This window comes from Conyzicola nivalis (assembly GCF_040548875.1).
GTDB lineage: Bacteria > Actinomycetota > Actinomycetes > Actinomycetales > Microbacteriaceae > Conyzicola > Conyzicola nivalis_A.
This window is the reverse complement of record NZ_JBEPSJ010000002.1, coordinates 155,201-180,635: the sequence shown is the minus strand read 5'-3', so window position 1 is coordinate 180,635 and position 25,435 is coordinate 155,201. Positions and strand designations below refer to the sequence as shown.

Annotated in this window: 22 protein-coding genes; 12 read left to right on the top strand and 10 right to left on the bottom strand. The window is 70.1% G+C overall.

Going from position 1 to position 25,435, the window contains the following annotated elements; genetic code table 11:
- The first annotated feature begins 10 nt into the window (after positions 1-10).
- Positions 11-1,039, top strand: a complete 1,029-nt coding sequence (locus ABIE21_RS09505; protein ID WP_354024584.1) for a methionine ABC transporter ATP-binding protein — start codon at positions 11-13, stop codon at positions 1,037-1,039.
- Entirely contained in the window at positions 1,039-1,698 is a 660-nt protein-coding gene (locus ABIE21_RS09500) for a methionine ABC transporter permease (protein WP_354024583.1), read from the top strand. Before ABIE21_RS09505 ends, ABIE21_RS09500 begins: the two co-directional genes overlap by 1 nt.
- 10 nt (positions 1,699-1,708) lie before the next feature.
- Here the strand turns inward: ABIE21_RS09500 and ABIE21_RS09495 are convergent, their stop codons facing one another.
- A complete protein-coding gene (locus tag ABIE21_RS09495) occupies positions 1,709-2,473 on the bottom strand; it encodes an MBL fold metallo-hydrolase (protein WP_354024582.1) in 765 nt (254 codons plus the stop codon).
- On the opposite strand from ABIE21_RS09495, the gene ABIE21_RS09490 reads away from it, so the two are divergent.
- Complete coding sequence (locus ABIE21_RS09490) at positions 2,451-4,421, top strand: thioredoxin domain-containing protein (protein WP_436232326.1); 1,971 nt, start codon at positions 2,451-2,453, stop codon at positions 4,419-4,421. The two genes, ABIE21_RS09495 and ABIE21_RS09490, sit on opposite strands and share 23 nt — an antisense overlap.
- Positions 4,422-4,531: 110 nt before the next feature.
- On the opposite strand, the gene ABIE21_RS09485 is transcribed toward ABIE21_RS09490, so the two are convergent.
- Positions 4,532-6,589, bottom strand: a complete 2,058-nt coding sequence (locus ABIE21_RS09485; RefSeq protein WP_354024580.1) for a hypothetical protein — start codon at positions 6,587-6,589, stop codon at positions 4,532-4,534.
- 134 nt (positions 6,590-6,723) lie between these two features.
- The gene (locus tag ABIE21_RS09480; RefSeq protein WP_354024579.1) at positions 6,724-8,379 is read right to left on the bottom strand and encodes a dolichyl-phosphate-mannose--protein mannosyltransferase; all 1,656 of its coding nucleotides are present in this window, start codon (positions 8,377-8,379) and stop codon (positions 6,724-6,726) included.
- Positions 8,380-8,417: 38 nt separating this feature from the next.
- Between ABIE21_RS09480 and rsmI the strand changes: the two genes are divergently transcribed.
- The 7 genes from rsmI to ABIE21_RS09445 all read left to right on the top strand — a co-directional run bounded on the left by rsmI (position 8,418) and on the right by ABIE21_RS09445 (position 16,392).
- Positions 8,418-9,227 carry a 16S rRNA (cytidine(1402)-2'-O)-methyltransferase gene (rsmI, locus tag ABIE21_RS09475; protein ID WP_354024578.1) on the top strand — a complete coding sequence of 270 codons (810 nt, stop codon included), beginning with the start codon at positions 8,418-8,420 and terminating at the stop codon, positions 9,225-9,227.
- 37 nt (positions 9,228-9,264) lie between these two features.
- Positions 9,265-10,854, top strand: coding sequence for a methionine--tRNA ligase (gene metG / locus ABIE21_RS09470; protein ID WP_354024577.1), 1,590 nt, complete (start codon positions 9,265-9,267; stop codon positions 10,852-10,854).
- A gap of 16 nt (positions 10,855-10,870) precedes the next feature.
- On the top strand, positions 10,871-11,827 hold the full coding sequence (locus tag ABIE21_RS09465; protein ID WP_354024576.1) for a TatD family hydrolase: 957 nt from the start codon (positions 10,871-10,873) through the stop codon (positions 11,825-11,827).
- Positions 11,827-12,663, top strand: a complete 837-nt coding sequence (gene rsmA / locus ABIE21_RS09460; RefSeq protein WP_354024575.1) for a 16S rRNA (adenine(1518)-N(6)/adenine(1519)-N(6))-dimethyltransferase RsmA — start codon at positions 11,827-11,829, stop codon at positions 12,661-12,663. The genes ABIE21_RS09465 and rsmA overlap by 1 nt, the downstream gene beginning before the upstream one ends.
- Positions 12,664-12,749: 86 nt before the next feature.
- Positions 12,750-13,685 (top strand): 4-(cytidine 5'-diphospho)-2-C-methyl-D-erythritol kinase, encoded by a 936-nt coding sequence (locus ABIE21_RS09455; RefSeq protein ID WP_354024574.1) that lies wholly within the window; start codon positions 12,750-12,752, stop codon positions 13,683-13,685.
- A 25-nt stretch (positions 13,686-13,710) separates the two neighbouring features.
- Positions 13,711-15,270 (top strand): molybdopterin-dependent oxidoreductase, encoded by a 1,560-nt coding sequence (locus ABIE21_RS09450; protein ID WP_354024573.1) that lies wholly within the window; start codon positions 13,711-13,713, stop codon positions 15,268-15,270.
- Positions 15,271-15,810: 540 nt separating this feature from the next.
- Positions 15,811-16,392, top strand: a complete 582-nt coding sequence (locus ABIE21_RS09445) for a hypothetical protein (RefSeq protein WP_354024572.1) — start codon at positions 15,811-15,813, stop codon at positions 16,390-16,392.
- A 77-nt stretch (positions 16,393-16,469) separates the two neighbouring features.
- Here ABIE21_RS09445 and ABIE21_RS09440 read toward each other — a convergent pair whose 3' ends face one another.
- The 3 genes from ABIE21_RS09440 to ABIE21_RS09430 all read right to left on the bottom strand — a co-directional run bounded on the left by ABIE21_RS09440 (position 16,470) and on the right by ABIE21_RS09430 (position 20,259).
- Positions 16,470-17,984, bottom strand: coding sequence for a glycosyltransferase family 39 protein (locus ABIE21_RS09440; protein ID WP_354024571.1), 1,515 nt, complete (start codon positions 17,982-17,984; stop codon positions 16,470-16,472).
- A 112-nt stretch (positions 17,985-18,096) separates the two neighbouring features.
- Complete coding sequence (locus ABIE21_RS09435) at positions 18,097-18,789, bottom strand: hypothetical protein (RefSeq protein WP_354024570.1); 693 nt, start codon at positions 18,787-18,789, stop codon at positions 18,097-18,099.
- A gap of 87 nt (positions 18,790-18,876) precedes the next feature.
- Positions 18,877-20,259, bottom strand: a complete 1,383-nt coding sequence (locus ABIE21_RS09430) for a glycosyltransferase family 87 protein (RefSeq protein ID WP_354024569.1) — start codon at positions 20,257-20,259, stop codon at positions 18,877-18,879.
- A 92-nt stretch (positions 20,260-20,351) separates the two neighbouring features.
- Here ABIE21_RS09430 and ABIE21_RS09425 point away from each other — a divergent pair, with 92 nt between their 5' ends.
- Entirely contained in the window at positions 20,352-21,644 is a 1,293-nt protein-coding gene (locus ABIE21_RS09425) for a molybdopterin-dependent oxidoreductase (protein ID WP_354024568.1), read from the top strand.
- Positions 21,644-22,099: a hypothetical protein gene (locus tag ABIE21_RS09420; RefSeq protein ID WP_354024567.1), complete on the top strand. Its 456-nt coding sequence runs from the start codon at positions 21,644-21,646 to the stop codon at positions 22,097-22,099. The genes ABIE21_RS09425 and ABIE21_RS09420 overlap by 1 nt, the downstream gene beginning before the upstream one ends.
- A gap of 55 nt (positions 22,100-22,154) precedes the next feature.
- Here the strand turns inward: ABIE21_RS09420 and ABIE21_RS09415 are convergent, their stop codons facing one another.
- The 4 genes from ABIE21_RS09415 to ABIE21_RS09400 all read right to left on the bottom strand — a co-directional run bounded on the left by ABIE21_RS09415 (position 22,155) and on the right by ABIE21_RS09400 (position 25,248).
- Entirely contained in the window at positions 22,155-22,826 is a 672-nt protein-coding gene (locus ABIE21_RS09415; protein WP_354024566.1) for a class I SAM-dependent methyltransferase, read from the bottom strand.
- A complete protein-coding gene (locus tag ABIE21_RS09410; protein ID WP_354024565.1) occupies positions 22,823-23,407 on the bottom strand; it encodes a TIGR04282 family arsenosugar biosynthesis glycosyltransferase in 585 nt (194 codons plus the stop codon). Before ABIE21_RS09410 ends, ABIE21_RS09415 begins: the two co-directional genes overlap by 4 nt.
- Positions 23,408-23,500: 93 nt before the next feature.
- On the bottom strand, positions 23,501-24,190 hold the full coding sequence (locus ABIE21_RS09405; RefSeq protein WP_354024564.1) for a glycosyltransferase family 2 protein: 690 nt from the start codon (positions 24,188-24,190) through the stop codon (positions 23,501-23,503).
- 11 nt (positions 24,191-24,201) lie between these two features.
- Positions 24,202-25,248 carry an NAD-dependent epimerase/dehydratase family protein gene (locus tag ABIE21_RS09400; protein WP_354024563.1) on the bottom strand — a complete coding sequence of 349 codons (1,047 nt, stop codon included), beginning with the start codon at positions 25,246-25,248 and terminating at the stop codon, positions 24,202-24,204.
- Between the last annotated feature and the right edge of the window lie 187 nt (positions 25,249-25,435).

The window sequence follows — 25,435 nt, the reverse complement described above, 5'->3', positions numbered from 1 at the left end:
GGCAGAGAACATGGCAATAATCCAGATCGCGGATGTCACGAAGGTGTTCGCCGCGCGCGGCAGAGGGGAAGCGCCATCCGCCGCCCTCGACGGTGTCAGCCTCGACATCGAACGCGGCGACGTCTTCGGGATCATCGGCTATTCGGGCGCGGGCAAGAGCACCCTCGTGCGGCTCATTAACGCGCTCGAGAAGCCGACGAGCGGTAGCGTGCACGTGAACGACGTCGAGGTGAGCGCCCTGCGCGAGTCGCAGCTGCGTGAGGTGCGGCTCGGCATCGGGATGGTGTTCCAGCAGTTCAACCTGTTCAACTCCCGCACCGTGTGGGGCAACATCGAGTACCCGCTCAAGGTCGCAGGGGTGCCGAAGGAGCAGCATCAGGCGCGCATCTCCGAGCTGCTGCACTTCGTCGGGCTCGTCGACCAGGCGCACGCCTACCCCGACCAGCTCTCCGGCGGGCAGAAGCAGCGTGTCGGCATCGCCCGCGCGCTTGCGACGTCGCCCGCGATCCTGCTGGCCGACGAGGCCACCAGCGCCCTCGACCCCGAGACCACACGCGAGGTGCTCGCGCTGCTCAAGCGGGTCAACGAGGAGTTCGGCGTGACCATCGTGGTGATCACCCACGAGATGGAGGTCATACGCTCCATCGCGCATAAAGTCGCCGTGATGGAGAACGGGCGCATCGTCGAGACCGGCGACGTGTTCGACATCTTCGCCGCGCCCCAGGCCGAGGCGACGAAGCGGTTCGTGTCGACGATCGTGACGTCGGTGCCCGAGGGCGCGGCCCTCGAGGTGCTGCGGTCGAAGCATCCGGGCCGCATCGTCACCTTCTCGTTCGCCGACGGCAACACGTCGCAGTCGGCGGTGTTCCTCACCCTCGGTGAGGCGAAGGTCGGCTTCGAGCTGGTATACGGCGGCATCAACGAGGTGCAGGCGCGCACCTTCGGGCACCTCACCCTCGCCCTCACCGGCACCGACGACGCGATCGACTCGGCGCTCGCCAGCATCCGCTCGGTCGCGACCGTCACGGAGGTGAAGTGATGGACCGCCTGATCGAACTGCTGCCCGACTTCTGGGCGGCGACGGGCGAGACCCTCTACATCGTCGGACTGGCCATGCTGTTCGGCGGCCTCGCCGGGCTGCTGCTCGGCCTCGGACTGTACGTGACACGGCGGGGGAGCATCCTCGACAACAGGTGGGTGTTCGGCACGCTGAACTTCGTCGTCAACACGTTCCGGCCGATCCCGTTCATCATCTTCATCGCCGCGGTGCAGCCGCTCGCCCGGGTCGTGGTCGGCACGGGCATCGGCAACAACGCGCTCACCTTCGGGCTCGCGCTCGCCGCGACGTTCGCGATCAGCCGCATCGTCGAGCAGAACCTGCTCACCGTGCAGCCCGGCGTGATTGAGGCGGCGAGGTCGGTCGGCGCGGGACCGCTGCGCATCATCACGACGATCCTGTTGCCCGAGGCGCTCGGACCGCTGATCCTCGGCTACACGTTCATCTTCGTGGCGGTCACCGACATGTCGGCGGTCGCCGGCTTGATCGGCGGCGGCGGGTTGGGAAACTTCGCGATCCAGTACGGCTACCGGCTGTTCAACCCGGCGGTGACCTGGGCGGCGGTGATCCTCATCATCGTGCTCATCCAGGTGGTGCAGCTCGTCGGCAACCGTCTCGCCCGCGCGGTGATGCGGCGGTAGGCAGTATTGCTCAACCGGCGATCAGCACCACACGTTCGCCGGGCGGCGTCGCGATCAGTCGGGCGCTCCCGGCGAAGGCCCGCTCGAGCTGGGCGCGCGTCTCGCTGAAGTGATCCCAGTGCTCGGTGTGCAGACCGACGACGTGGGTCGCGCCGAGGATGCGTGCCGCCTCCGCTGCATCCGCCGATGTCAACGTCAGCTGCCCGTCTATGCCCGGCACCCGCGCCGCGCCGGCGGAGAGCAGGGCGATGTCGAACCCGCCGAAGTGATCGACGATCTGCCGCACGAGCGGCAGCGACGCGTTGTCGCCGCTCACGTAGACGTTCGGCTGGCCCGGCGCCTGCAGGGCGAAACCGGTGACCGGCCCGACCAGCGGCTCGCTGCCGGCTGGTCCGTGCAGGGCGGGCAGCGCTGTGATCGTCACGTCGCCGATCGTGTGCTCCTCCCACGAGTCGAGGCCCACGATCGAGCCGCCGAAGAGGTCGCTCGCCGCCTGCGTCGTGCTGAGGGTGGGGACCCCGGATGCGATCAGCTCGAGCCCCTCGTAGTCGAGGTTGTCGCGGTGCGAGTGGTGCGACAGCAGCACCAGATCGACCGACGGCAGGTCGACCCGGGCGATCGCGGGGCCGGTCGTCTTCACGAGAGTGGTCGAGCCCGGTTCCGCGTAGGCTCCGGGGGGATCGAAGGTCGGATCGGTCACGATCGTCAGTCCCGCGTACTCGAGAATCGCCGTCGGTCCGCCGACGTAGGTGATGGCAATGGCTGTCGTAGACACAGTGCGAGCCTACGCTTTAGGTATGGCGAATCGACTAGCTTCCGCTGTGAGTCCGTACCTGCGTTCCCACGCCGACAACCCCGTCGACTGGTTCGAGTGGGGAGCCGAGGCGTTCGAGGCCGCGCGAGCGAGGCAGGTGCCCGTTCTCGTGTCGATCGGGTACTCCACCTGCCACTGGTGCCACGTCATGGCGCGCGAGAGTTTCAGCGATCCCGTGCTCGCCGCGTACCTCAACGACAACTTCGTGGCGATCAAGGTCGACCGTGAGGAGTACCCCGACGTCGACGCCACCTACCTCGCCTCGGCCAGCGCGTTCACCTCGAACCTCGGCTGGCCCCTCAACGTGTTCGTCACCCCGGAAGGGCAGGCGTTCTTCGCGGGCACGTACTTTCCCCCGGTACCGGTTCAACCGCATCCGGCATTCCGCCAGGTGCTCGAGGCCGTCGTCGACGCGTGGACCGATCGCCGCGCGGAGGCCGAGGGCAACGCGCTCCACATCGCGACGGCGCTGCGGGCGCTCGGCGACCGCGCCCCGGGCGACCTCCCGGGCGAGGCGGAGTTCGCCGCCGTCGTCGCAGAGTTGCGCGAGTACGAAGACACGGAGTACGGAGGCTTCGGCGGGGCTCCCAAGTTCCCGGTGGCCACGGTGATCGATCTGCTGCTGGAACGGGGCAGCGTCGGGGATGCCACGGCTCAGGCGCTCGCCGAACGCACCCTCACCGCCATGGCCGGCTCCGACCTGCGCGACAGGATCGAGGGCGGCTTCTTCCGCTACTCGACGATGCGCGACTGGAGCGACCCGCACTACGAGCGCATGCTCTACGACAACGCGCTGCTGCTCGGGGTGTACGCCAGGGTCGGCCAGCACGGCGTCGCCGAGGGCATCGCGTCGTTCCTCATCCAGGTGATGCAGCAGGACGGCGGCGGCTTCGCGTCGGCGCAGGACAGCGAGAGCACCGTCGACGGGGAGCGTGTCGAGGGCGGGTACTACGCGCTCGACGCCGACGAACGCGCGGCGCAGACGCCGCCCGCGCTCGACCGCAAGATCCTCACCGGGTGGAACGGGCTCGCGATAGAGGCGCTCGCAGCCGCGGGTGCGCGCCTCGGACACCCGGAGTGGATCGCCGCCGCGCGCCGGGCGGCCGACTTCTTGCTCGCGGAGCACGTGCTCGACGACCGGCTGGTGCGCGCGTCGATCGACGGCACGGTCTCGGCCGCACGAGCGACGCTCGAAGACTACGGAATGTTCGCCGGCGCGCTGATCGAGCTGGCGCTCGCGACGGGCGAGGTTCGATACGCGATCGAGGCGCGGAGACTCGTGGATGCTGCGCTGGCTGCGACGGTCGCTGAGCCGCCTGCGGTCGCTGAGCCTGTCGACCCTTCGACAGGCTCAGGGACCGACCCTTCGACAGGCTCAGCGCCCGCGCGGCCCGTCTTCGCCGTGCCCGGCGGCGCAGACCCGGTGCTCGCCGCGCACGGCCTCGCACTCGAGAGCGACCCGAGCGAGGGCGCTTACCCGAACGGCATCAGCGCGATGGCCCGCGCCGCCCAGCGCCTCTACGCGCTCACCGCCGATGCGCGCTATCTGGCCGCGGCCACCGCCGCGATGCGCGGGTTCGCGCCATTGGCCGTGAAACGCCCGATCGCCTTCGGAGCGGCGCTGGGCGTGATGAGCGCGCTCGGCACCGAGTCGAGCCAGCTGGTCGTGGTGACGGGCGCGGCGCACGACGGCACCGACGTGGCATCCGTCGCCCTCGCCTGGCAACGGTCGGGCGCGGTCGTCGCCGTCGTCACCGCGGAGCAGGCTCGGGCCTTCTCCGACGCGGGGTTCGAGCTGTTCGAGGGGCGAACCACGCGCGACGGCGAGTCGACCGCCTACCTCTGCCGCGACTTCGTGTGCACGCTGCCCGTCACCGACGCGGCCAGCCTGCTCGCGCTGCTGCCGTAGTCCGCCGGTCGCGCTACGGCCGACCGGGGCCGCGCCATCCGCCCGACGATCTTCGCCGTCTGGGGCTGAGGAATACTGAAGCCGCCCCAATCGGCGCAATCCGGTGCGGCTCAGGCGTCCTGCAGCTCGACGGCTGCGGCCATCCGCGCCGCGGCGCGCAGCTCCGAGCGGTGCAGCGCGTAGTACACGGCGAGGGCGACGCCCGCGTATGCGCCGAGGCCGAGCGCCCAGGCGCCGTACTTGTCGCCGAGGTCGGCCCAGCTGTCGGGCTTCGGCGCGACGACGAGGAAGAACACGAGAACGATCGCCGCGTACGTCGCCGCCCACGAACGCTTCGAGTGCTGCCAGATCTCGCGCCCGTCGAGGTAGAGGAACGGCAGCATCGCGACGAGCATGCCGGTGAGGCCCTCCGTCGAGAGGGCCGCGAGGGTGTCCTGGAGCAGGGCGGTGCCGAAATCGGTGGGGGCGCCGCCGGTGACCGCGACCAGCCCGCTGTACGCGAACCACGACGTCACCGCCATCGTGACGATGAGGCAGGAGCGCAGCAGACGCGCGTGCGACCGCAGCGCGTGCGGCGTCGCCGCCGGAAAGGTCAGCCCGAGCATGAGCCCGAACAGGAATCCAGGCGAGAAGTCGAGCACTCGCGAGAGCACGATGCCGGCCACCGTGATCAGGAGGGTGAACGGCCGGAGGTTGAGCGACGTCGGCAGCGACCAGCGGCGGTTCAGGAACCAGCCGAGCAGAGCGTAGGTTCCGTAGCTGACGATCAGGGCCGCGAGAAAACAGGCGATCAGCAGGCGGGCGGATGCGGCGTCCGCGCCGAACCTGGGATCCGAGAACCCCGTGAGGCCCGTGGCCACCGCGATCAGACCCACGCCCGAGAGCACCGGCCGGCGTGAGAACCACGCGCCGACGCCGGGCGGGATGATCCGGCCCGCGCGGTGCACGAGCCGGTAGCGGCGCTGGATCACCGAGCCCAGAAGCTCGGAGGGGAACGCCACGAGCAGCAGGAAGGCGAAACCGGCGATGACGGACGACCCGATCGCGACGGGACTCGACAGCACCTCCCAGGCCGGGGCGAGCGAGGTGGTCAGCGAGTTCGGCGCGCCCGGCTCGTCGCGGTCGACGGCTGGGCTGCCGCCGCCGGTCAGCGCCCTGGAGGTCGCGGCCTGCGTTGCATCCGTCGTCGCAGGCCCGGCCGAGGCGGCGACGGTCTCGTCGACGGCATCGATCGTCACGGCTGTCTCGGTGACCGATGCGGCCTCGCCCGGCTCGGTCACCGCGACGACGAAGTGATGATCGCCCGCCTCGACGGTGAGCGGGATGGTCGCGGTGAGCAGGAAGGTTCCGTCGGCGGCGACCGTCGTCGATCCGAGTGCGATCGGGGTCGAGTGGAGCTCTGCCGTGACGACGCTGCCGGCCGGCAGCCCGCTGCTGCTCAGCGTCACCGACTGGCCGGGCCGCACCGGGCCGGTGATGCCGTCGACGGTGAGGATCCAGACGAGGGGCGCGCGGATCGTGATCGGGGTGAGGGTCGACGGCGGCGTGACGGCGGGCGCTGTGGCTGGCGCTGAAGCAGGCGTCGCTGCCGGGGCGGGAAGGGGCGCGGCGCTCGGGGCCGGGGGCACGACGGGGGCGTCGGGAACGGCCACCGGGGTCTCGACGGGCTCGACCACGGGCGGCGGGGCCGGCGCCTCGACCGGTGTCTCGGCCGGCGCCTCGACGGGCGGCTCGGCGGGGATCACGACGGGCGGATCGACGGGCTCTTCGACGGGAGGTTCCGGCGCGACGCCGATCGTGTAGTTCACGAGCGTGCCGGTGAGCTCCTCGTCGACCGTCTGCCGTGCGACGACGGTGTGCGCACCTTCGGCGAGGCCGGCCTCCGTCGCGCACGACCAGGCTCCGTCGTCGAGCGACTCGGTGGAGCAGCCGAAGCCGCCGTCGACGAGCACCTCGACCCCGTAGCCCGGGGTGGCGCCGACACCCGTGACGGTGACGAGCTCGGCCGGGGTGACGTATGAACCCTCGGTCGGGCTCGTGATCTCTGGCGGCAGCGGGGCCGCGCTCGCCGCTGTCGCCCCGAAGCCGAGGGACACGAGAGTGACGACGACCAGCGTCAGAGCGAGGGCGGCGGAGCCGGTCCGAGCGCGAGCGGATATGCGACCCACGACTATCCCCTTACCCGCCGGGCGCACGCGCCGGCATCACGACCGATGGCGCGTCGACAGGCCTCATCCAGTCTCCCTCAGCACGCGGCATCCGCTACTGTCTGTAGCCGATTGGGTCACCCCCAGTGCGGGTGTCAGCGCCAGGTCGGCAGCCACCAGTGGGCGGCGATCCAACGCATGTCGAGCTGCATGCCCGTCCACAACGGCCAGAAGAAGACGCTGAGCAGCACCGCTGCCCCGACGAAGATCGCCACGACCCGGATGCCCTGAGTGCGTCGCCACGTCGGGTCGGTCCTCGACCCCAGGATCAGCCCGATCACGAACGTCAGGCCGAGCAGCATGTATGGCTCGAAGGCGATCGTGTAGAACTGGAAGACGGTGCGGTTCAGGTACATCAGCCACGGCAGGTAGCCCGCGACCATGCCCATCAGGATGAGACCGACGCGCCACTCGCGCAACCGCACGAGGCGGTAGACGAGGTAGAGGATCGCCGCGGTCGCCGCCCACCAGATGAGCGGGTTGGCGAGTCCGGTTATCGAGGCGCCGCACGCCGTCGCGGCGCAGCCGTTCTCGCCCAGGGCCGACGACTCGAAGTACATGCTCGTCGGCCGCACCATGAACAGCCAGGTCAGCGGGTTGGCCTGGTAGCTGTGGGGACGCATCTCGCCCACGTGGTACGCGTAGATCGTCGACTGGTAGTGCCACCAGCTCTGCACCGAGAGCGGGACCCACGACAGCGCACCCGTCCAGGCGTTGCCCGCGATCTGCGCCCAGTCGCGGTAATAGCCGTTGCCGCTCGTGAACCAGGTCGCCCAGCTCGCAAGGTGTGCGGCCGCCGCGATCGGAACCGTCAGCAGGAAGCTCACCGGCGCCTGCCGGATCAGCGTGCCGGACCCCCAGAAGAACACCCCGGCGCGCCGCCGAGCCAGGGCGTCGACGACGAGCGTGTAGACGGCGAAGGCGGCGAGAAAGTAGAAGCCGCTCCACTTGACCGCCGAGGCGAGGCCGAACGCCAGGCCCGCGGCCATCAGCCAGGGACGCCACCACAGCGACGGCCCCCAGTCGGTGCTCAGGCCGGCGTCCGCCCGCCGTCGCAGCCACCCGTTCAGCCGCCGCTCGGCCCACGCCCGGTCGAGCAGCACGGCGCCGAAGCCGAGCAGGGCGAAGAACATCACGTGGTTGTCGAGCAGGGCGACCCGGCTCATCACGATCGCGTTGCCCTCGATCGCGAACAGGCCGCCGGCGATCACGGCCAGCAGGGTCGAGTCGAACAGCTTCTTGGCGATGAGCATCAGCAGCACGACCGCGAGGATGCCGACGACGGCGGTGCCGACGCGCCAGCCGACGCTCGAGTCTGCGCCGAAGACCGCCATGCCCAGCCCGATGATCCACTTGCCGAGCGGCGGGTGCACGACGAACGACGGGTCGGTGCTGAAGATGTCGGTGATGCCGACGTTGAAGCTCGCGTCGGCCTCGGCGGGCCAGGCCGCGGAGTAGCCGAGGTTCCAGAGCGTCCAGGAGTCCTTCACGTAGAAGGTCTCGTCGAAAACCAGCGTGTTCGGCGACCCCAGATTCCAGAGGCGGGTGACGGATGCCACGATCACCACGATTGCGGGCGCACCCCAGTGGTACAGCCGGCGCCGCAGCGGGGTCGACATCATCCGGGCGAACCACGCGTCGAGACGAGACCCGGTCGAGCGGGCTCCTGCCGCCGTGCCGCTGACGATCGCGTCGAAATCGCTCGTGCGTGTGTCGCTCGTGCGTGTGTCGTCGGGCGCTGGCGTTGTCACCCCGCAATCGTACTTACCCGCCAGTGCGAGAATGGTGCGTGATCATTCTTGCGGCGACCCCGATCGGCAACCTCGGCGACGCGTCGAAGCGACTCATCGAGGCGCTCACCAACGCCGAGATCATCGCCAGCGAAGACACGCGCACCACGATCCACCTGATGCGCGCGCTCGGCATCGAGAACCGCCCGCGCCTGATCGCGCTGCACGAACATAACGAGACCGAGAAGGCGGCCGAGATCGCCGAGCTGGCGCGCGCGACCGACGTGCTCGTGCTATCCGACGCCGGAATGCCCGCGATCAGCGACCCCGGCTTCCCGCTCGTGGCCGCCGCGGCCGCTGCCGGGGTGACCGTCACCGCGCTGCCCGGCCCGAGCGCCGTGCTCACCGCCCTCGCGGTCTCCGGGCTCCCTACCGACCGGTTCAGCTTCGAGGGATTCCTGCCGCGCAAGAGCCGCGTCGCCTACTTCACCGCCCTCGTGCGCGAGGAGCGCACCATGGTGTTCTTCGAGAGCCCCAACCGGCTCGGCGACTCGCTCGCCGATCTGGCCACCGCGTTCGGCGACGACCGCCGGGTCGTGGTGTGCCGCGAGCTCACCAAGCTGCACGAGGAGGTCAAACGCGGCACCGCCCGCGAGCTGGCCGACTATTTCGCACCCGGAGCCCGCGGCGAGATCTGCATCGTCGTCGAGGGCGCCCAGCCCGCGACATCCGACCTGCCCACCGGCATCGCGCAGGTACTCAAGCTCGTCACCGAGGGTTCGCGGCTCAAGGAGGCGGCCTCCGAGGTCGCCGAGCAGACCGGTCTCAGCAAGCGCGACCTGTACGAGGGCGCGCTCGCCGCGCGCTGAGCCGTAACACTCGGGCGCGCGGCCTAGGATGTAACTCATGGCCGCCGGTGATTCCTTTTACATTGCGACGCCCATCTTCTATGTCAACGACGTGCCCCACATCGGCCACGCGTACACCGAAGTTGCGGCCGACGTACTCGCTCGATGGCACCGCCAGAGCGGCGACGACACCTGGCTGCTGACCGGCACCGACGAGCACGGCCAGAAGATCCTGCGCACCGCGGTCGCCAACGACACCACCCCGCAGGCCTGGGCCGACAAGCTCGTCGAGGAAGCCTGGCTTCCCCTGCTCGAGACGATCAACATCCGCAACGACGACTTCATCCGCACGACGGACAAGCGTCACGAGGAGGCCGTCACGATCTTCCTCAAGAAGCTCTACGACGACGGCTACATCTACTCGGGCGAGTACGAGGGCTACTACTGCGTCGGCTGCGAGGAGTACAAGCAGCTCGACGACCTCATGGAGACCGAGACCGGCGACTACGCCGGCCAGCTCGTCTGCAAGATCCACTCCCGCCCCATCGAGGTGCTCAAGGAGAAGAACTACTTCTTCCGCATGAGCGACTTCCAGCAGCGCCTGCTCGACCTCTACGAGGAGCGCCCCGACTTCATCCAGCCGGAGAGCGTGCGCAACGAGATCCTGCAGTTCGTGAAGCAGGGGCTGTCCGACCTGTCGATCTCGCGGTCGAGTTTCGACTGGGGCATCAAGATCCCGTGGGACGACTCGCACGTTCTCTACGTGTGGTTCGACGCGCTGCTCAACTACATCACCGCCATCGGCTACGGCGTCGACGACGAGGAGTTCCAGCGCCGCTGGCCCGCGACGCAGCTCGTCGGCAAGGACATCGCCCGCTTCCATGCCGTCATCTGGCCTGCGATGCTCATGGCCGCCGGACTCCAGCCGCCCAAGCAGGTCTTCGGCCACGGCTGGCTGCTCGTCGGCGGCGAGAAGATGTCGAAGTCCAAGCTCACCGGAATCGCGCCGAGCCAGATCACCGACACCTTCGGCGTCGACGCGTTCCGCTACTACTTCATGAGCGCCATCCACTTCGGCCAGGACGGCTCATTCAGCTGGGAAGACCTCGCCGCCCGCTACCAGAGCGAGCTCGCGAACGGCTTCGGCAACCTGGCGTCCCGCGTCATCGCCATGGTCAACCGCTACTACGACGGCGTCGTTCCCGCCCCCGGCGCGTACACGGCCGACGACCTCGCGGTGCAGGCCATCACGAAGAGCGCGGCAGAGACCGCGGATGCCTCGATCCAGAAGCTCGCGGTCCACGAGGCCATCGCGGCGATCTGGACGATCGTCGACGAGCTCAACGGCTACATCACCATCCAGGAGCCCTGGGTGCTGGCCAAGAAGGACGAGACGCGCGAGCGCCTCGGCACCGTGCTCTACACGGCCACCGAGGGACTCCGCGCCCTCGCCGTGCTGCTGTCGCCGGTCATCCCCGACGCGACCGCCAAACTGTGGACCGCGCTCGGCGCATCCGCCGGTCTCGGCGACCTGACCGACCAGGTCATCGTCGACGCTGGCCACTGGGGCCAGCTGCCCGTCGGCAGCAGACTCGGCTCCCTCGAAGCCCTCTTCCCTCGCATCGAACCGAGCGAGGTCGCCGGATAGTGACAAGGAGCGCGTGATGACTGACCAGACGTACGCATCGATGCCCGAGGCACTCGTAGTCGGAGTCTTCGACAACCACACGCACCTCGACCCGTCCGGGGTGCCGGGCAGCGAGGTCCTCGACTATCACGCCCACCTCGACAAGGGGTCGAGCGTAGGCGTGCGCGGGGTCGTGCAGGTCGGCACCGACGTCGACTCGTCCATCTGGTCGGCCGAGCTCGCGGCGATCGAGCCGCGCGTTCTCGCATCCGTCGCCATCCACCCCAACGAGGCGCCGCGGCTCGAGGCCGCCGGCACCCTCGACGAGGCCCTCGCCGTCATCGACGAACTCGCCAGCCGCCCACGCGTGCGCGCGATCGGCGAGACCGGGCTCGACTACTTCCGCACCGGAGAAGACGGACGCGGCGCCCAGCAGCGCTCGTTCGAGGCCCACATCGAGATCGCCAAGCGCCACAGCCTCGCGCTGCAGATCCACGACCGCGACGCCCACCACGACGTGATCGAGACGCTGCTGCGCGTCGGCGCCCCCGAGAAGACGGTCTTCCACTGCTTCAGCGGCGACGCCGACCTCGCCCGCATCGCGGTGCAGAACGGCTGGTACCTCTCGTTCTCTGGAACCGTCACGTTCAAGAACGCGCACGACCTGCGCGAAGCCCTCGAGGTCGCGCCCCGTCACCTTCTGCTGGTCGAGACGGATGCCCCGTACCTGACGCCCGAGCCCGCACGAGGCCGCCTCAACTCGCCGTACATGCTGCCGCACACCCTGCGCGCCATGGCCGCCCACCTCGGCACCGACGTCTCGATGCTCGCCGCGCTGATCACCTCCAACACCGAGGAGGTCTACGGCCTCTGGGACGCGGAGCCCGTCACGGCTCCCCGCGACGCGTACACCGACGCGACGTTCGAGATGCCGCCGATGACCGGCTCGATCCGTCTGCCCTACCTCGACGACGACCCAGAGAGCACTCCCTAGTGTCGACACTCCTCGGCCCAGCCGAAATCCGCGACCTCGCGGCCCTGCTCGACATCCAGCCCACCAAGAAACTCGGCCAGAACTTCGTCATCGACGCCAACACGGTGCGCCGCATCGTACGCGTCGCCGGAGTGGTGAAGGGCGAGACCGCGGTCGAGATCGGTCCGGGCCTCGGCTCGCTCACCCTGGGACTGCTCGAGACCGGCGCCGACGTCGTCGCCGTCGAGATCGACAAGCGCCTCGCCGCCCAGCTGCCGATCACCGTCGCCGAGATGCAGCCCGACGCCAGGCTCACCGTCATCACCGAAGACGCGATGAAGGTCACAGCGCTGCCCGACGCCCCCAGCGTGCTCGTCGCCAACCTGCCCTACAACGTGTCCGTGCCCGTGCTGCTGCACTTCCTCGAGCACTTCCCGTCACTCTCGCGCGGCCTCGTCATGGTGCAGGCCGAGGTCGGCGAACGCCTCGCCGCGCCTCCCGGCTCGAAGGTCTACGGCGCCCCGAGCGCGAAGGCCGCCTGGTACGGCACCTGGCGCACCCACGGCAAGGTGAGCCGCCAGGTGTTCTGGCCGGTGCCGAACGTCGACTCGATCCTGGTCGGCTTCGACCGCGCCGAGCTTCCCGGCACCGAGCAGGAGCGGCTCGCGACCTTCGCCATCATCGACGCAGCGTTCCAGCAGCGCCGCAAGATGCTGCGCCAGTCACTGTCGGTCGTGCTCGGCGATTCCACCGTGGCATCCGCCCGTCTGGAGCAGGCGGGCCTCGCCCCCACCAGCCGCGGTGAGGAACTCACCGTCCTCGACTTCCTCGCCATCGCGCGCACCGCCGCCGGCTAGCGCTCGCCGCGGCGACGGCGGACGCACAGGATACCCGGCTCGCAGGGCGGTCAGAAGTCGCCAAATCGCTCGACTAGGTTGGACTCATGACCACCACGGCCTCCCCAACCGCGGTGCACGCGCGCGCCCCAGGAAAAATCAACGTCTTCCTCAAGGTCGGCGCTCTGCTCGACGACGGCTACCACGACGTCGCCATCGCGTACCAGGCCGTGTCGCTGTACGAAGACGTGCGCGCCACCGCCGCGGACGACTTCTCGGTGGAGCTGAGCGGCACCGTCGACCTCTCCAGAGTGCCGACGGATGCCTCGAACATCGCGATCAAGGCCGCCAGGCTGCTCGCACGCACCACCGGCTACCGGGGAGGCGTGCACCTGCACATCGACAAGCACGTTCCCGTCACCGGCGGCATGGGCGGCGGGTCTGCCGACGCCGCGGCCACCCTGCTCGCCTGCGACACCCTCTGGGGCACGCAGCTCCCGCGCGAGCGCATGCTCGAACTCGCCGGCCAGCTGGGCGCCGACGTGCCTTTCGCGCTCACCGGCGGCACCGCGATCGGCACCGGCCGCGGCGACCAGCTCAGCCCGGCCCTCGCGAAGGGCCAGTTCCAGTGGGTGCTCGCCCTCGCCGACTACGGCCTGAGCACACCCGCCGTCTACCAGGAGCTCGACCGTCACCGCGACCGTCACGCCCAGGACATCTTCCCCGCCTCTGTCGCGCCGACGGTCGACACCAACGTGCTGCAGGCTCTGCGCGCCGGCGACCCGCACATGCTCGCCGACACCCTGTACAACGACCTGCAGGCCCCGGCGCTGCACCTGCAGCCACGTCTGACCGACGTGCTCGAGCTCGGCGAACGCAACGGCGCCCTCGCCGGAGTCATCTCCGGCTCGGGACCCACCGTCGCCTTCCTCGCCGCCGACCTCGACGGCGCACTCGAGCTGCAGATCGCGCTCAGCGCAGCGCAGCTGACCGTCGTGCGGGCCACCGGGCCGGTTCACGGCGCGCGCATCCTCAGCGCGTAAACTGCCCACGAACCGGGAGGGCACTATGACGAGGCGCCGAGAGAACCTGTGGGCCGCGCTCGTCGGCCTGCTCGCCGCGGGAGTCACCCTCGCGATCGCCGAACTGGGCGCGCTCCTGCTGGCACCCGCCAGCAGCCCCCTGCTCGCCGTCGGCTCGCTCGTGATCGACCTCGTTCCGGCGTGGGTCAAGTCGCTCGTCATCTCCCTCTTCGGTACCGACGACAAGGCCGTGCTGCTGATCACGCTCGCCGTGCTCGTCGTGGCGCTCGCGGCCGGCATCGGCATCCTCGAATACCGCCGGCCCCCGTTCGGCATCGCAGGCCTCGTCGTCGTCGGCGGCATCGCCACCCTCGCCGTCACCACCCGCGCCGAGTCCACCGCCGTGTGGGCGGTGCCCACCGTCGCCGGCATGGTCGGCGGCGTGATCGTGCTGCGGCTGGCCGTGGTCGCGCTGCACCGCTGGTCGCGGGACGCGGCATCCGCCGGCCCTGTGGGCACGGGCACCCCGGCGGCCGTCAGCCGACGCGGGTTTCTCACACTCCTGGTCGGCGCCGCCGCGGCGTCCGCCGTGGTCGGTGTCGCCGCCCGCACCATGAACGCCGGCACCACCGCCGTCAACGCCGTGCGCATGGCCCTGAAACTGCCGAAGCCCGCCGTCGCCGCCGCGCCGATCCCCGCGGGCGCCTCGCTCGCCATCGACGGGCTCGCGCCGCTCGTGACCCCGAACAAGGACTTCTACCGCATCGACACGGCGCTGCAGGTGCCGGTGATCGACCCGGCCCAGTGGCGGCTGCGCATCACCGGCATGGTCGAGAACGAGATCGAGATCGGCTTCGACGAGCTGCTCGCGCTGCCGCTCGTCGAGACCTACGTCACGCTGATGTGCGTCTCGAACGAGGTGGGCGGCTCGCTCACCGGCAACGCGAAGTGGCTGGGCTATCCGATCCGCGACCTGCTCGCCCGCGCCAAGCCGGCGAAGGGCGCCGACGTCGTGCTCTCCACGAGCCAGGACGGCTTCACCGCGACCACTCCGCTCGAGGTTCTGCAGGACACCGAGCGCGACAGCCTGCTCGCGGTCGGCATGAACGGCGAGGCGCTGCCGCTCGAGCACGGCTACCCGGTGCGCATGGTCGTCCCGGGGCTGTACGGCTATGTGTCGGCGACCAAGTGGGTCGTCGAGCTCAAGGTCTCCACCTTCGCGAAGGAGTCTGCCTACTGGACCGACCGCGGCTGGTCGGCCAAGGGTCCGGTGAAGACGTCGTCGCGCATCGACGTGCCGTCGTTCGGCGTCTCGCTCGAGCCCGGCCCCGTGGCGATCGCGGGGGTCGCCTGGGCGCAGCACGTGGGCATCGAACGGGTCGAGGTGCGGGTCGACAACGATCCGTGGCAGGAGGCGACGCTCGCCGAGGCGATCTCGGCCGACACCTGGCGCCAGTGGTTCTTCGAGTGGGTCGCCACGAGCGGCGACCACACCCTCGAGGTGCGGGCGACGGATGTCACGGGCTTCACTCAGACCGAGGAGCGGGTCGACGTCGTTCCGAACGGCGCAGAGGGCTGGCACACGATCCAGGTGCGGGTCGGCTAGTCGCGCTCGCTGCGCGCCGTGCGCTTAGTGGGCGGCGCGCTCCCGCGCCCGCCGGCCCCGCCGGCCCCGAGCGCCCCGCCGCCCACACTCGAGAGTGCACTTGTGCCCCTTTTCCGTTGCGGAAAGGGGGCACAAGTGCACTCTCGGCGACGGGTGTGGATGAGCGGCGGCAGGGAAGCGACGAATTGGGGAGACTGGGCGGATGCCTCGGCCTCTTCCGCCCGAACTCGGTCCCGTCTTCGCAGTGAGAGAGGCTCGCGCCCTCGGAGTCTCGCAGAAGCGCCTCGCCGGGTCGGACGTGCACTCCGAATTTCGCGGGTCGCGGTCGGTCACGTCTGCCGAGGAACGCCCACCCGACGACTTCTTCGAGGCTCAATACGCAGACCTCCTGCGGCGATGTCGTGCCTACTTGCCGTGGCTCCGACGGGGTTTCGCTTCAGCCACATCACAGCGGCACGCCTGTACGGCATTCCCCTACCGTCGCACTACGTCCTTCGCGCCGAACTCGATGTGACGGTGTCGGGCTCGTATCCGCCCAGGATGAAGGGGATCCTCGGTCACCGCGCGACGCTGCAACACGCGATCGTGGTGCGCGAGATGATGCCCGTGCTCCCGGCCGAGCAGGTCTGGTTGCAACTCGCGTCGGTGCTCGACCTCGACGACCTGATCGTCGCGGGCGACCACTTGGTGCGGAGAAAGCGCCCCGTCAGCTCGATGGCGAAGCTCGAGGCGGCCGTCGCCGAGGCAACCGGCGTGCCCGGGATCAAGCGCGCTCGTGACGCGCTGCTCGAGATTCGTCCCGGCACCGACTCGCCCATGGAGTCGCGGATGCGCCTGACGATTGTTCGAGCCGGTCTTCCCGAACCCGCGATTCGCCACACGGTGTACTTCGAGGGGTATTTCGTCGGCACCCCCGATCTCGCGTACGTGCGAGAACGCGTGGCGCTCGACTTCGACGGAAAGCTGCACCTCACCGAGGAACGCGTCTACGTCGACGACGTGGAACGGCGCGCACTCTTCGAGGACGCCGACTGGCGCTACCTCACCATCACGAAGAATCACCTCCATGTGCCCCGCAGCTTCCTCGCGCGGCTGGAGCGGCTCCTTTCCGAGCGGGGCTGACGCCCGAAGTGCACTTATCGCCCTGGTAGCGCCGAAAAAAGGGGACACAACTGCACTCTCGTGACCCGGGGGACGAATCAGCGCTCGTACTTCACGACGTTGACCGCTGTCAGGCTCCACGAGTCGGCGACGTGCCAGCCGGCGGCCGCGAGGGTGTCGGTGGTGGCCGGCCGTTGGTCGCGGGCGACGCTCGTGACCAGGTAGACCGCGTCGACGCCGCGCAGGCGGTGCAGGCCCTCCGAAAGCGGGATGCGCGTCTCCCAGAGCTGCCCCGTCTCGGCGGCCGGGGTGCCGAGGGTCACGTCTACGGTGCCCGCGAACGCCTCAGGGTAGGCGAGGGCCATCACGCGGGAGGTCGCGATCGGGTGCCGCTGCACCGCCCCGTAGACGATCGCCGTGCTCGACCGGGGCCCGTCGAGCGCCCGCTGCTCGGCGATAAGGTCGGCGACCGCGGCCCACGACGCGCGCTCTTTCGCCTCGGGCTGACGCTGAGCCGCGATCTGCGGCACGGCGAGCAGGGCCAGCACGAGCACGGCGGCGGTCGCGAGCGGTGTGGGTCGCATCCGCTCGATCGCCGCGGCCATGACGAGGGCCACGAACGGCACGCACATCGTGAGGTAGCGGGGCGTGTAGACGGGGGTGACGGCGACGCTCAGCACGAGCAGCGCCACGGTCGGAAGCAGGAGCGCCGGCAGCAGCACCGAGGCGGGCGACAGGCCGCGCGCCGAGCGCAGCAGCACGATCGCTCCGGCCACGATAAGCGCCCACCCGACGACCGCGAAGGGGGTGCTCGAATAGAACCACTGGTTCTCGAACACCTCCCGCACCGTGCGCAGCCCGGGCGCCTTCAGCCAGTGCACCTGCCCGCTCTGGCCGATCACGGCGATGCCGAACGGCACGACGAGCGCGGTGGCGAGCGCGGTCCAGCGCACCCAGCGCGCTGCGGGCGGCCAGGCGCGCGACCGGCTGGATGCGAACCACCAGGCCATGGTCACGGCGTGCGCGGCCACCACGAGCGCGAGGTAGACGAAGACGAGGCAGGAGACGACGACGGCGAGCGCGTACAGCGCCCAGAGGATGCGACGGCTCGACCGTGCGGCGAGCACGAGCAGGATCGTCATCGTGAGGGCGAGCACGGCCGTCAGGGCGTAGGAGCGACCCTCGGTGCCGGCCCAGGTCGTGCGGGGGAGCAGGCAGAACACGATGCCCGCGATGCGGCCGAGCCGCGCGCGGTCGAGCGTGCGGCCGAGAACGACGGTGAGCGCGGCGGCGACGCCGACGGCGATCGCACTCGGTACGCGCAGGGTGAGCGGCGAGTAGCCGAAGAGGTCGAAGACCACGTGCATCACCGCGTAGTAGGCGGCGTGCACGGCGTCGACGTTGGCGGTCATCGCCCAGAGCTGGTCCCAGTCGCGGGTCGCCGCGGTCAGGGTGGCGGCCTCGTCGTACCAGACGGAGGGGGTGCCGATGCCGACGAGGGAGATCGCGAGGCCGAGGAGGCCGACGAGGCCGGGGGCGGCGAGGGGCTGCAGGCTGTGGATGCCTCGGGCCGGTGTCCGGGTGCGGCGGGCGCTGTCGATGAGGCTGGTCACGGCCGCGCCCCCTTCCGTCTGTCGGTGCTTCAAGTCTGAACCGTGTGTGGGCGAACGTGAAGAGGCCCGCCGCGCGTGAGCGGGGCGGGCCTCTTCGAATCGCGGTGCGTTATTACGCAGCGGCCTTCGCGGTGATCTTCGCGATGCCGACGACGAGCTCGTCGGTGACAGCGTCGGTGCCGAAGGTCTCGTTCAGCAGAGCGGCGGCGTCGGAGCTGACCAGGACGGTCGTGCCCTCGAGGACGGCGTTTCCGTCGGCGTCGGTCTCGAGCGGGTTCAGGGTCGAACCGTCGAGGTTGAAGATGAAGACATCCTGTCCGACCTCTTCGCCGTTGGCAGTGACGGTGCCCGTGAGACGCGAGGTGCCCGGGTCGATCTTGAAGTCGGAGAGTCCGACGACGATGTCGCCGCCCGTGAGGGTGATGCCGGAGCCGTCGTGGTCGATCTCGCCCTGGACGTACGGGCGGTAGTCGGCCTCGGGGTCGTAGTAGTCCACGTTGCCGCCCGTGATCGGGAAGGCGAGGGTGCCGGTCGCGGCGTCGAGCGTCGCGGTGCCGGTGACGCCGGGGGTCAGTCCGAGCGTGGTGAGGGCCTCGAGGAAGCCTGCGTCGAGCGTGACCTGGGTGTCGACACCGTCGAGGGCGGGGATCGAGGCGAGGGGCTCGGGGTCGCCGGCCGGCTCGGACGACGACGTGTCGTCGGTTGTGCCGGAGTCGGTCTCGGCGGGGGTCGAGCAGGCCGCGAGGCCACCGACGAGAAGCGTTGCGGTGGCGATGCCTACGGCTGCCTTGTAGAACTTGCGCATTGTGTTTCCTTTTGATCGAGGGTGAACTTTCGGTGGTAATGAGAGTTCGGTCTCCTCGTCAAAGCGGATTGGTGCGTTACCATTCCGTTACATTCGGGGTACGACTTCCGCGTGTTTCCGGGGTTGTCTCGGCGTGATGATCACCCAACCGGCCCGCCTGATGCTCATCACGATGATGAACACGATCGCGACGGACACCGTGAGCCTGGCCAGATCGACCGAGGGGATGAGCAGCCGCTCGGTGAGGGCGAGGGGCACGGCGAGCCATTCCCAGCGCCCGGTCATGGCGATCATCGGGATCAGCAGCAGCGCGTACCAGGGGTAGCGCGGTGTCACCACGAGCAGGGTCACTCCGATCATCACCAGCTGGCCGATCCACGGGTCGGCGGGGTCGGTGCGCCACCAGACGATGACGCCGGTCGCAGCGACGAGAAGTGCGGCGAGCACGAGGGACGCCGATCCGGGCGCGACGAGCGACAGCATGATGAACCGGGTGCCGCTCTCGTAGCCCTCCTCCGTGAGGTAGCCGGGGAGGTAGCCGAGCACCTCGGGGCCGTTCGCGATCACGTAGGGAAGGTAGAGCGCGAAGAAGGTGACGACCGACGCGACGATGACCGTGCCGGGGCGACGGCCGAGGAGTGCGGGCGCGCCGATCACCGGGATGAGCTTGGTCGCGATGGACGCGCCGAGCGCGACACCCCCCGCCCACCGCCGACCGGAGGCGACGAGCAGCGTCGCCACCAGCAGCAGCAGCGCGCTGACGATGTCGATGTGCGAATTGGTGACGCCCTCGGTCGCCACCAGCGGGCACCAACCCCAGATCGCCGCCCAGCGCGGGTCTTTGCCCGCCTTGCGCAGCGACCCGAGCAGCAGCACGGTCACCCCGAGGCTCGTGAGCAGGCCGAGCAGCTGCATCGGCCAGTACTCCGGGGCAGGTCCTGTGAGCAGGCGCACGCCGGCGAACACGATCTCGCTCGTCGGCGGGTAGATCGTCGGCACCGTCGCCCGGTTGATCGCCGTGCAGACCAGGTCGCCGGTGCCCGGCTCGTCGACGCTCATGATGCGTTCGCCGACGCACTCGCCGTCGACCGGGGCGGGGAACAGCCAGTCGGTGCGCAGCTCCCGCAGTGCCGGATCGCTCGGCACATAGCTGTACGGGCTGATGCCTGCGTTCTGCACGATGCCGTCCCACGCGTACCTCGCGGAGTCGGTGCTCGTGTTGGGCGGGCCGAACATGGCGGCGGCGCCGATCGCGAGCGAGCCGACCAACACGAGGACGACGGATGACTTCGTCGACACCCTGCGGAGTGACACGAGCGACAGCGCGAACAGTACCCACAGGCCGAGGGTCGCCCAGACCAGCGGCTCGACCCTGCCCTTCTCGTAGCCGTAGAAGGGAAGCACGGCGACCGACAGCGCCGTGGCCACCGCGCTCAGGGCGAGCAGAACAGAGGTGACGACGATTCGCATGGCACCATCCTGTCTCATCGGTGCGGCCTGTCGGATCGACTGCCGGTTCGACCTGTCGTATCGGGGGAGGGCTCCGAACCACCGGCATGATCATGGAATCGCTGCAGACGGTGCTGAACGGCCTGCGCCGCTCGCTGGCCGCGCCGTCGCGTACCCCGCGTATGGCGGTCGTGATCGGACGCCTCCTCGGGATCGCGTTTCTGCTCTGCTTCGGCACCGGCCTGTTCAGCCACTTCCTGCAGGACCCCCTGCCATGGATGGTCTTCCCCACCCGGCCGGTGTTCCTCTACCAGGTGACGCAGGGCATCCACATCACCGCCGGGATCCTCTGCTTCCCGCTGCTGTTCGCGAAGCTGTACATCGTCTTCCCCGAGCTGTTCCAGACGCCCGCCGTTCGGTCGTTCCCGCATTTTCTCGAGCGCGCATCCATCGCCGTCTTCGTGTCGACCTCGATCGTGCAAATCGTCACCGGGCTGCTCAACACCTACCAGTGGTACGCGCTGTTCCCCTTCCCGTTCCGGCAGACGCACTACGCGCTGTCGTTCGTGATCGTCGGGTCGCTCGCGATCCACATCGCGGTGAAGCTCGACGTGATCGCGAAGCACTGGCGCAGTTCGGCGGGCGCGGTCGCTGAGCCTGTCGAAGCGCCCGGGATCTCGGCACGCTCAATCACCGGGCTGGCCACGCGCCCCACGCTCACCTCGTCGCACACCCGCAACGCCGTGATCCGGGTCGAGGGGGTCACCGGACGGCTGTTCGCGTGGATCGACTCCACCCCGCGACCCGAGCTGCGCACCAGTCGGCGCGGCTTCCTCGCGATCGTGGGAGTCGCCAGCGCCGCGGTCGTCGCCCTCACCGCGGGCCAGTCGTTCCGCCTGCTCGACGGCGCCAACCTGTTCGGGGCGCGGAAGCAGGGCGTCGGGCCCAACTCCCTCCCCGTGAACAGAACCGCGACCGCCGCAAAGGTGCGGGACGCGGCATCCGACCCCGCCTGGGCGCTCACCGTGTCCAACGGCGCGACGTCCGCGACCTTCACGCGCGCCGAACTGCTCGCCCTGCCGCAGCGCGAAGTCGAGCTTCCGATCGCCTGTGTGGAGGGCTGGAGCCAGACCGCAACCTGGCGGGGCGTGCGCCTCGGCGACCTCGTCGACTCCGTCGGGGGCCGGGGCGGGTCCTCCATCAGAGCGACCAGCCTCGAGCAGAACAGCTCGTACGCGATCATGCACATGGGGCCGGAGTACGTGCGCGACGACCTCACGCTCGTGGCGCTCGAGCTCAACGGCGAGACCCTCGACCTCGACCACGGCTACCCCGCCCGCATGATCGCGCCCGGACGCCCCGGCGTGCTGCAGACCAAGTGGCTGAGCACTCTGGAGGTGCTGTGATGACCGCGATCCGTCGCTGGCAGATCGCGCTCGTCGCGGTCGGCGTGCTGCTGCTTCTGCTCGGAGGTCTGACGCTGATCAACGACGTCAACCCGAAGCGCTACCTCGGCCTCGCCGCCTGGCTGCTCGGAGCGCTCGTCATCCACGACGGGATCATCTCGCTCACCGTCTTCGGCGCCAACGTCGCGATGCGGAAGACAGGCGGGCGGCTGCGGATTCCGCTGCCCGCGCTGCTCATCCTGCAGGGCGCACTCGTCGTCGCCGGGATCATGACGCTCATCGTCGTGCCCGCCGCGCTCAAGAAGTCGATCGGAACGGGCAACGACACGCTGCTCCCGCTCGACTACGGGCTGCACCTCGTGGTCTTCTACGCGGCGCTCGCCGTGGTCACGGCGCTGTCGCTCGCGGTCTACGCCGTGGTCCGCCGCCGGCGCCGCCCCGTGCGCTCGGCATAGCGGCGGGCTCATTTGTCCGAAAGCGGCTCCCGATAAGAGGGCGCCCAGCGCCGCGCTACGCCAGGCGGCAGAAGGTGCGCTCGCCGATCGTCCACGACTGGACGACCGCGAGGCCGAGGGAGCCGGCGACGCGGTTCATCGGCAGCAGGCCGATCTCGGCCCAGGGGAAGAACCCGCTCTCGCCGCCGCGGGCGTCGACGAGGCGACCGGTGTAGGTGTTGTCGCGCGACGCATCGGCGTGCACCTCGGCCACGATCTCGCCCGACGGCGCGAGCAATCGCACGCAGCGCGCGAGCATCGCCCGCACGTCGCCGCCGATGCCGATGTTGCCGTCGACGAGCAGCGCCGTCTGCCAGCGGCCCTCGCCGGGCAGCCGGTCGAACACCGAGCGCTCGAGCACGGGCAGACCCGCCTCGGTCGCGATGTCGATCGCGGTGGGGGAGACGTCGACGCCGAGAACCTCCAGGCCGAGGTCGAGGGCGGCGCGCACCATGCGTCCCGGTCCGCACCCGATGTCGAGCACCGGGCCGGTGACCGACCGCAGAAGAGTCAGGTCCGCGTCATCCGCCCCCGCGTTCCAACGGGCGACGTCCATGACCGAGCGCACGCTGGATCCGTGACGCTCGTCGTTCAACAGCAGGGTCACAGGGTCGTTGCGACGCAGCGCGTGCGCGTACGGCTCGGACCCGCCGGCGCCGAACGTCGGGGCGAGTGTCGTGACGCTCACGCGGCGACCAGCTCGCGGGCGGTGACGAACGACAGGGTCGAGGCGAACTCGGTCGACGGGGCGGCCGCGGCGACGGCGCGGGCGTCGTCGATCGTGTCGACATCGGTGAGCTCGGGCAGCAGGTGCACGTCGAGTCCGGCGGCGAGGAGACGTTCGAGCTGGATGCGCCCCGTGTCGTTGCGCGACATCGGCACCCCGCGAATCAGGTCGCCGCGCGGTTCTGCCATGCCGAGCGCCCAGAATCCACCGTCGTTGGCCGGGCCGAAGAAGGCGTCGCAGTTCCAGTCCTCGAACGCGGGTGCGAGGTCGCGCACGGTGACCTGCGGGGTGTCCATGCCGATGAGCACGGTCGGCCCGGTGCACTCGTCGAAGATCGCGGCGAGGCGCTCGTCCAGGTCTCCGGCGACCTGCGGGATGACCTCGAAGTGCTCGGCGCCGGCCGGCACGCGGGCTCCGTCGAACAGCAGGATCCTGCGCGAGGCGGGCAGCTGCGCGATCGTCGCGAGCGTGTCCCTGATCGACGCGGCCGCGAGCATCGCCGCCTGCTCGAGGCTCACCGCGGGATGCAGGCGGGTCTTCACCTTGCCGGGGATCGTTTCCTTGGCAATCAGAATGATGGTCGTTTGAGGAGTCACACCTAGGGTTCGGAGCCGAGCCCCAAACGGATGTCTCCGCTACCGCCGCTGCGCGCGCAGCAGCCTGCTCATGTCGAGCACGGCGATGTAGGTGCCGCGGATCGTGCCCGTCACCTTCGAGCGCCCGATGCGCGGCGAGTACGGCGAGTCGACCTCGAGGATGCGCCAGCCTTCCTCGTGCCCGCGCAGCACCAGCTCGAGCGGGTAGCCGCTGCGGCGGTCCTCGAGGTCGAGCGCGATCATGGCCTCGCGACGCACGGCGCGCATCGGGCCGAGGTCGTGCAGCGGCAGCTTCGTCGCCCCACGCATCAGGGAGGCGAGCGCCCGGTTCGCCACGCGGGCGTGCAGCGGCCACGCGCCGCGGCTCGTCGGACGTCGTCGCCCGAGCACGAGGTCGGCTGCACCGGAGGCCACCGGGTCGACGACGCGGGGGAGATCACGCGGGTCCATCGAGGCATCCGCATCGCAGAAGGCCACGATGGGCGCGGTGGCCGCGAGCAGCCCGGCGTGTGCGGCCGATCCGAAGCCGCGGCGCGGTTCGGTGACGACCAGCGCGCCGTGTTCGCGGGCGACCTCGGCCGAGCGGTCGGTCGACCCGTTGTCGACCACGATCGCGCGGTAGCCCCGGGGCAGGCGGCCGAGGATCCAGGGCAGGGCGCCCTCCTCGTTGAGGCAGGGGAAGACGACGTCGACCCGCGCGGCGGCGGCGTTCACAGGGCCGCCGCTCACGCGGCCGTCGTTCACAGCACCGCCGCGCGCAGCGGCGCCGTCGCGAACTCGCGCATCCCGGCCTCGAACGTCATGGTCGGCGCCCAGCCGAGCTCGCTCTTCAGGCGTTCGGATGACGCGGTGATGTGCCGCACGTCGCCGAGCCGGTATTCGCCCGTGATCACCGGTGCCGGGCCCGCCGAGTGGGCGCTGAGCTGTTCGGCGACCTCGCCGATCGTGTGCACGTTGCCGCTGCCGACGTTGAACGCGCGCGAACCCGTGGCGCGGGCGGTCCACTCGATCGCCGCGAGGTTGGCCGCGGCGACGTCGCGTACGTGCACGAAGTCGCGGCGCTGCCGGCCGTCTTCGAACACCCGGGGCGCCTCGCCGCGTTCGAGCGCCGAACGGAACAGCGACGCGACCCCGGCGTACGGGGTGTTCTGCGGCATGCCCGGCCCGTAGACGTTGTGGTACCGCAGGGCGGCAGCGGCGCCGCCGGTGCTGCGGGCCCAGGTCGTGGCGAGGTACTCCTGGCCCAGCTTGGAGCTCGCGTAGACGTTGCGCGGGTCGAGCGGGGCGTCCTCGTCGATGAGCAGCGGCTCGAGCATTCCGCCGTGGGCGTCGAGCGGGTCGAACCGTCCGGCTCGGAGGTCGCGCTCCAGGCGGGCCGCCGGCCGGGTCGGGCCGCCCGCGCCGAGGTACGCCCCCTCGCCGTAGACGACCATCGAGCTCGCCTGCACCAGACGACGGATGCCGGTCTGCGCCATCGCGGCCAACAGAACCGCGGTGCCGAGCTCGTTCGAGCTCACGTAGTCGGGCGCGTCGGAGAAGTCGACGCCCAGTCCGACCTTCGCGGCCTGGTGGCACACCGCGTCGATGCCGTCGAGGGCGGCCGTGACCGTGTCGGAGTCGCGCACGTCGCCGCGCACGAACTCGACCCGCCCGTCGACCGCGGGTTCGCCGCCGTGCACGTCGGACCGGAGGGAGTCGAGCACGCGCACCGTGTGCCCGGCATCCAGAGCCGCTTCGACGACAGCCGTACCGATGAATCCGGCGCCACCGGTGACGAGCAGTCTCATGGGGCAAGCGTAGCCGCCCGGTCGGGCGTCGCCGCCGTCGGGCGTCCGCGACGACCAGGGTCGCCGGCCCGAGCGAACCGGTCGCCGGCCCGAGCGAACCCGCCGCCGTTCACACGCGCCAGCTGGCCAGTTGCGCACGCCCCAGGCCGGAGCATCCGTGTCCAAGTGGCCAGCGAGGTTCCGCCTG

Bases quoted from the DNA above. Each gene is read 5' to 3' on its own strand.
- ABIE21_RS09505 (WP_354024584.1), top strand. From the start codon at position 11: ATGGCAATAATCCAGATCGCGGATGTCACGAAGGTGTTCGCCGCGCGC.
- ABIE21_RS09435 (WP_354024570.1), bottom strand. From the start codon at position 18,789: ATGCGCAAGTTCTACAAGGCAGCCGTAGGCATCGCCACCGCAACGCTT.
- ABIE21_RS09500 (WP_354024583.1), top strand. From the start codon at position 1,039: ATGGACCGCCTGATCGAACTGCTGCCCGACTTCTGGGCGGCGACGGGC.
- ABIE21_RS09465 (WP_354024576.1), top strand. From the start codon at position 10,871: ATGACTGACCAGACGTACGCATCGATGCCCGAGGCACTCGTAGTCGGA.
- ABIE21_RS09445 (WP_354024572.1), top strand. From the start codon at position 15,811: ATGAAGGGGATCCTCGGTCACCGCGCGACGCTGCAACACGCGATCGTG.
- ABIE21_RS09400 (WP_354024563.1), bottom strand. From the start codon at position 25,248: ATGAGACTGCTCGTCACCGGTGGCGCCGGATTCATCGGTACGGCTGTC.
- ABIE21_RS09450 (WP_354024573.1), top strand. From the start codon at position 13,711: ATGACGAGGCGCCGAGAGAACCTGTGGGCCGCGCTCGTCGGCCTGCTC.
- ABIE21_RS09455 (WP_354024574.1), top strand. From the start codon at position 12,750: ATGACCACCACGGCCTCCCCAACCGCGGTGCACGCGCGCGCCCCAGGA.
- ABIE21_RS09430 (WP_354024569.1), bottom strand. From the start codon at position 20,259: ATGCGAATCGTCGTCACCTCTGTTCTGCTCGCCCTGAGCGCGGTGGCC.
- ABIE21_RS09420 (WP_354024567.1), top strand. From the start codon at position 21,644: ATGACCGCGATCCGTCGCTGGCAGATCGCGCTCGTCGCGGTCGGCGTG.
- metG (WP_354024577.1), top strand. From the start codon at position 9,265: ATGGCCGCCGGTGATTCCTTTTACATTGCGACGCCCATCTTCTATGTC.
- ABIE21_RS09490 (WP_436232326.1), top strand. From the start codon at position 2,451: ATGGCAATGGCTGTCGTAGACACAGTGCGAGCCTACGCTTTAGGTATG.
- ABIE21_RS09425 (WP_354024568.1), top strand. From the start codon at position 20,352: ATGGAATCGCTGCAGACGGTGCTGAACGGCCTGCGCCGCTCGCTGGCC.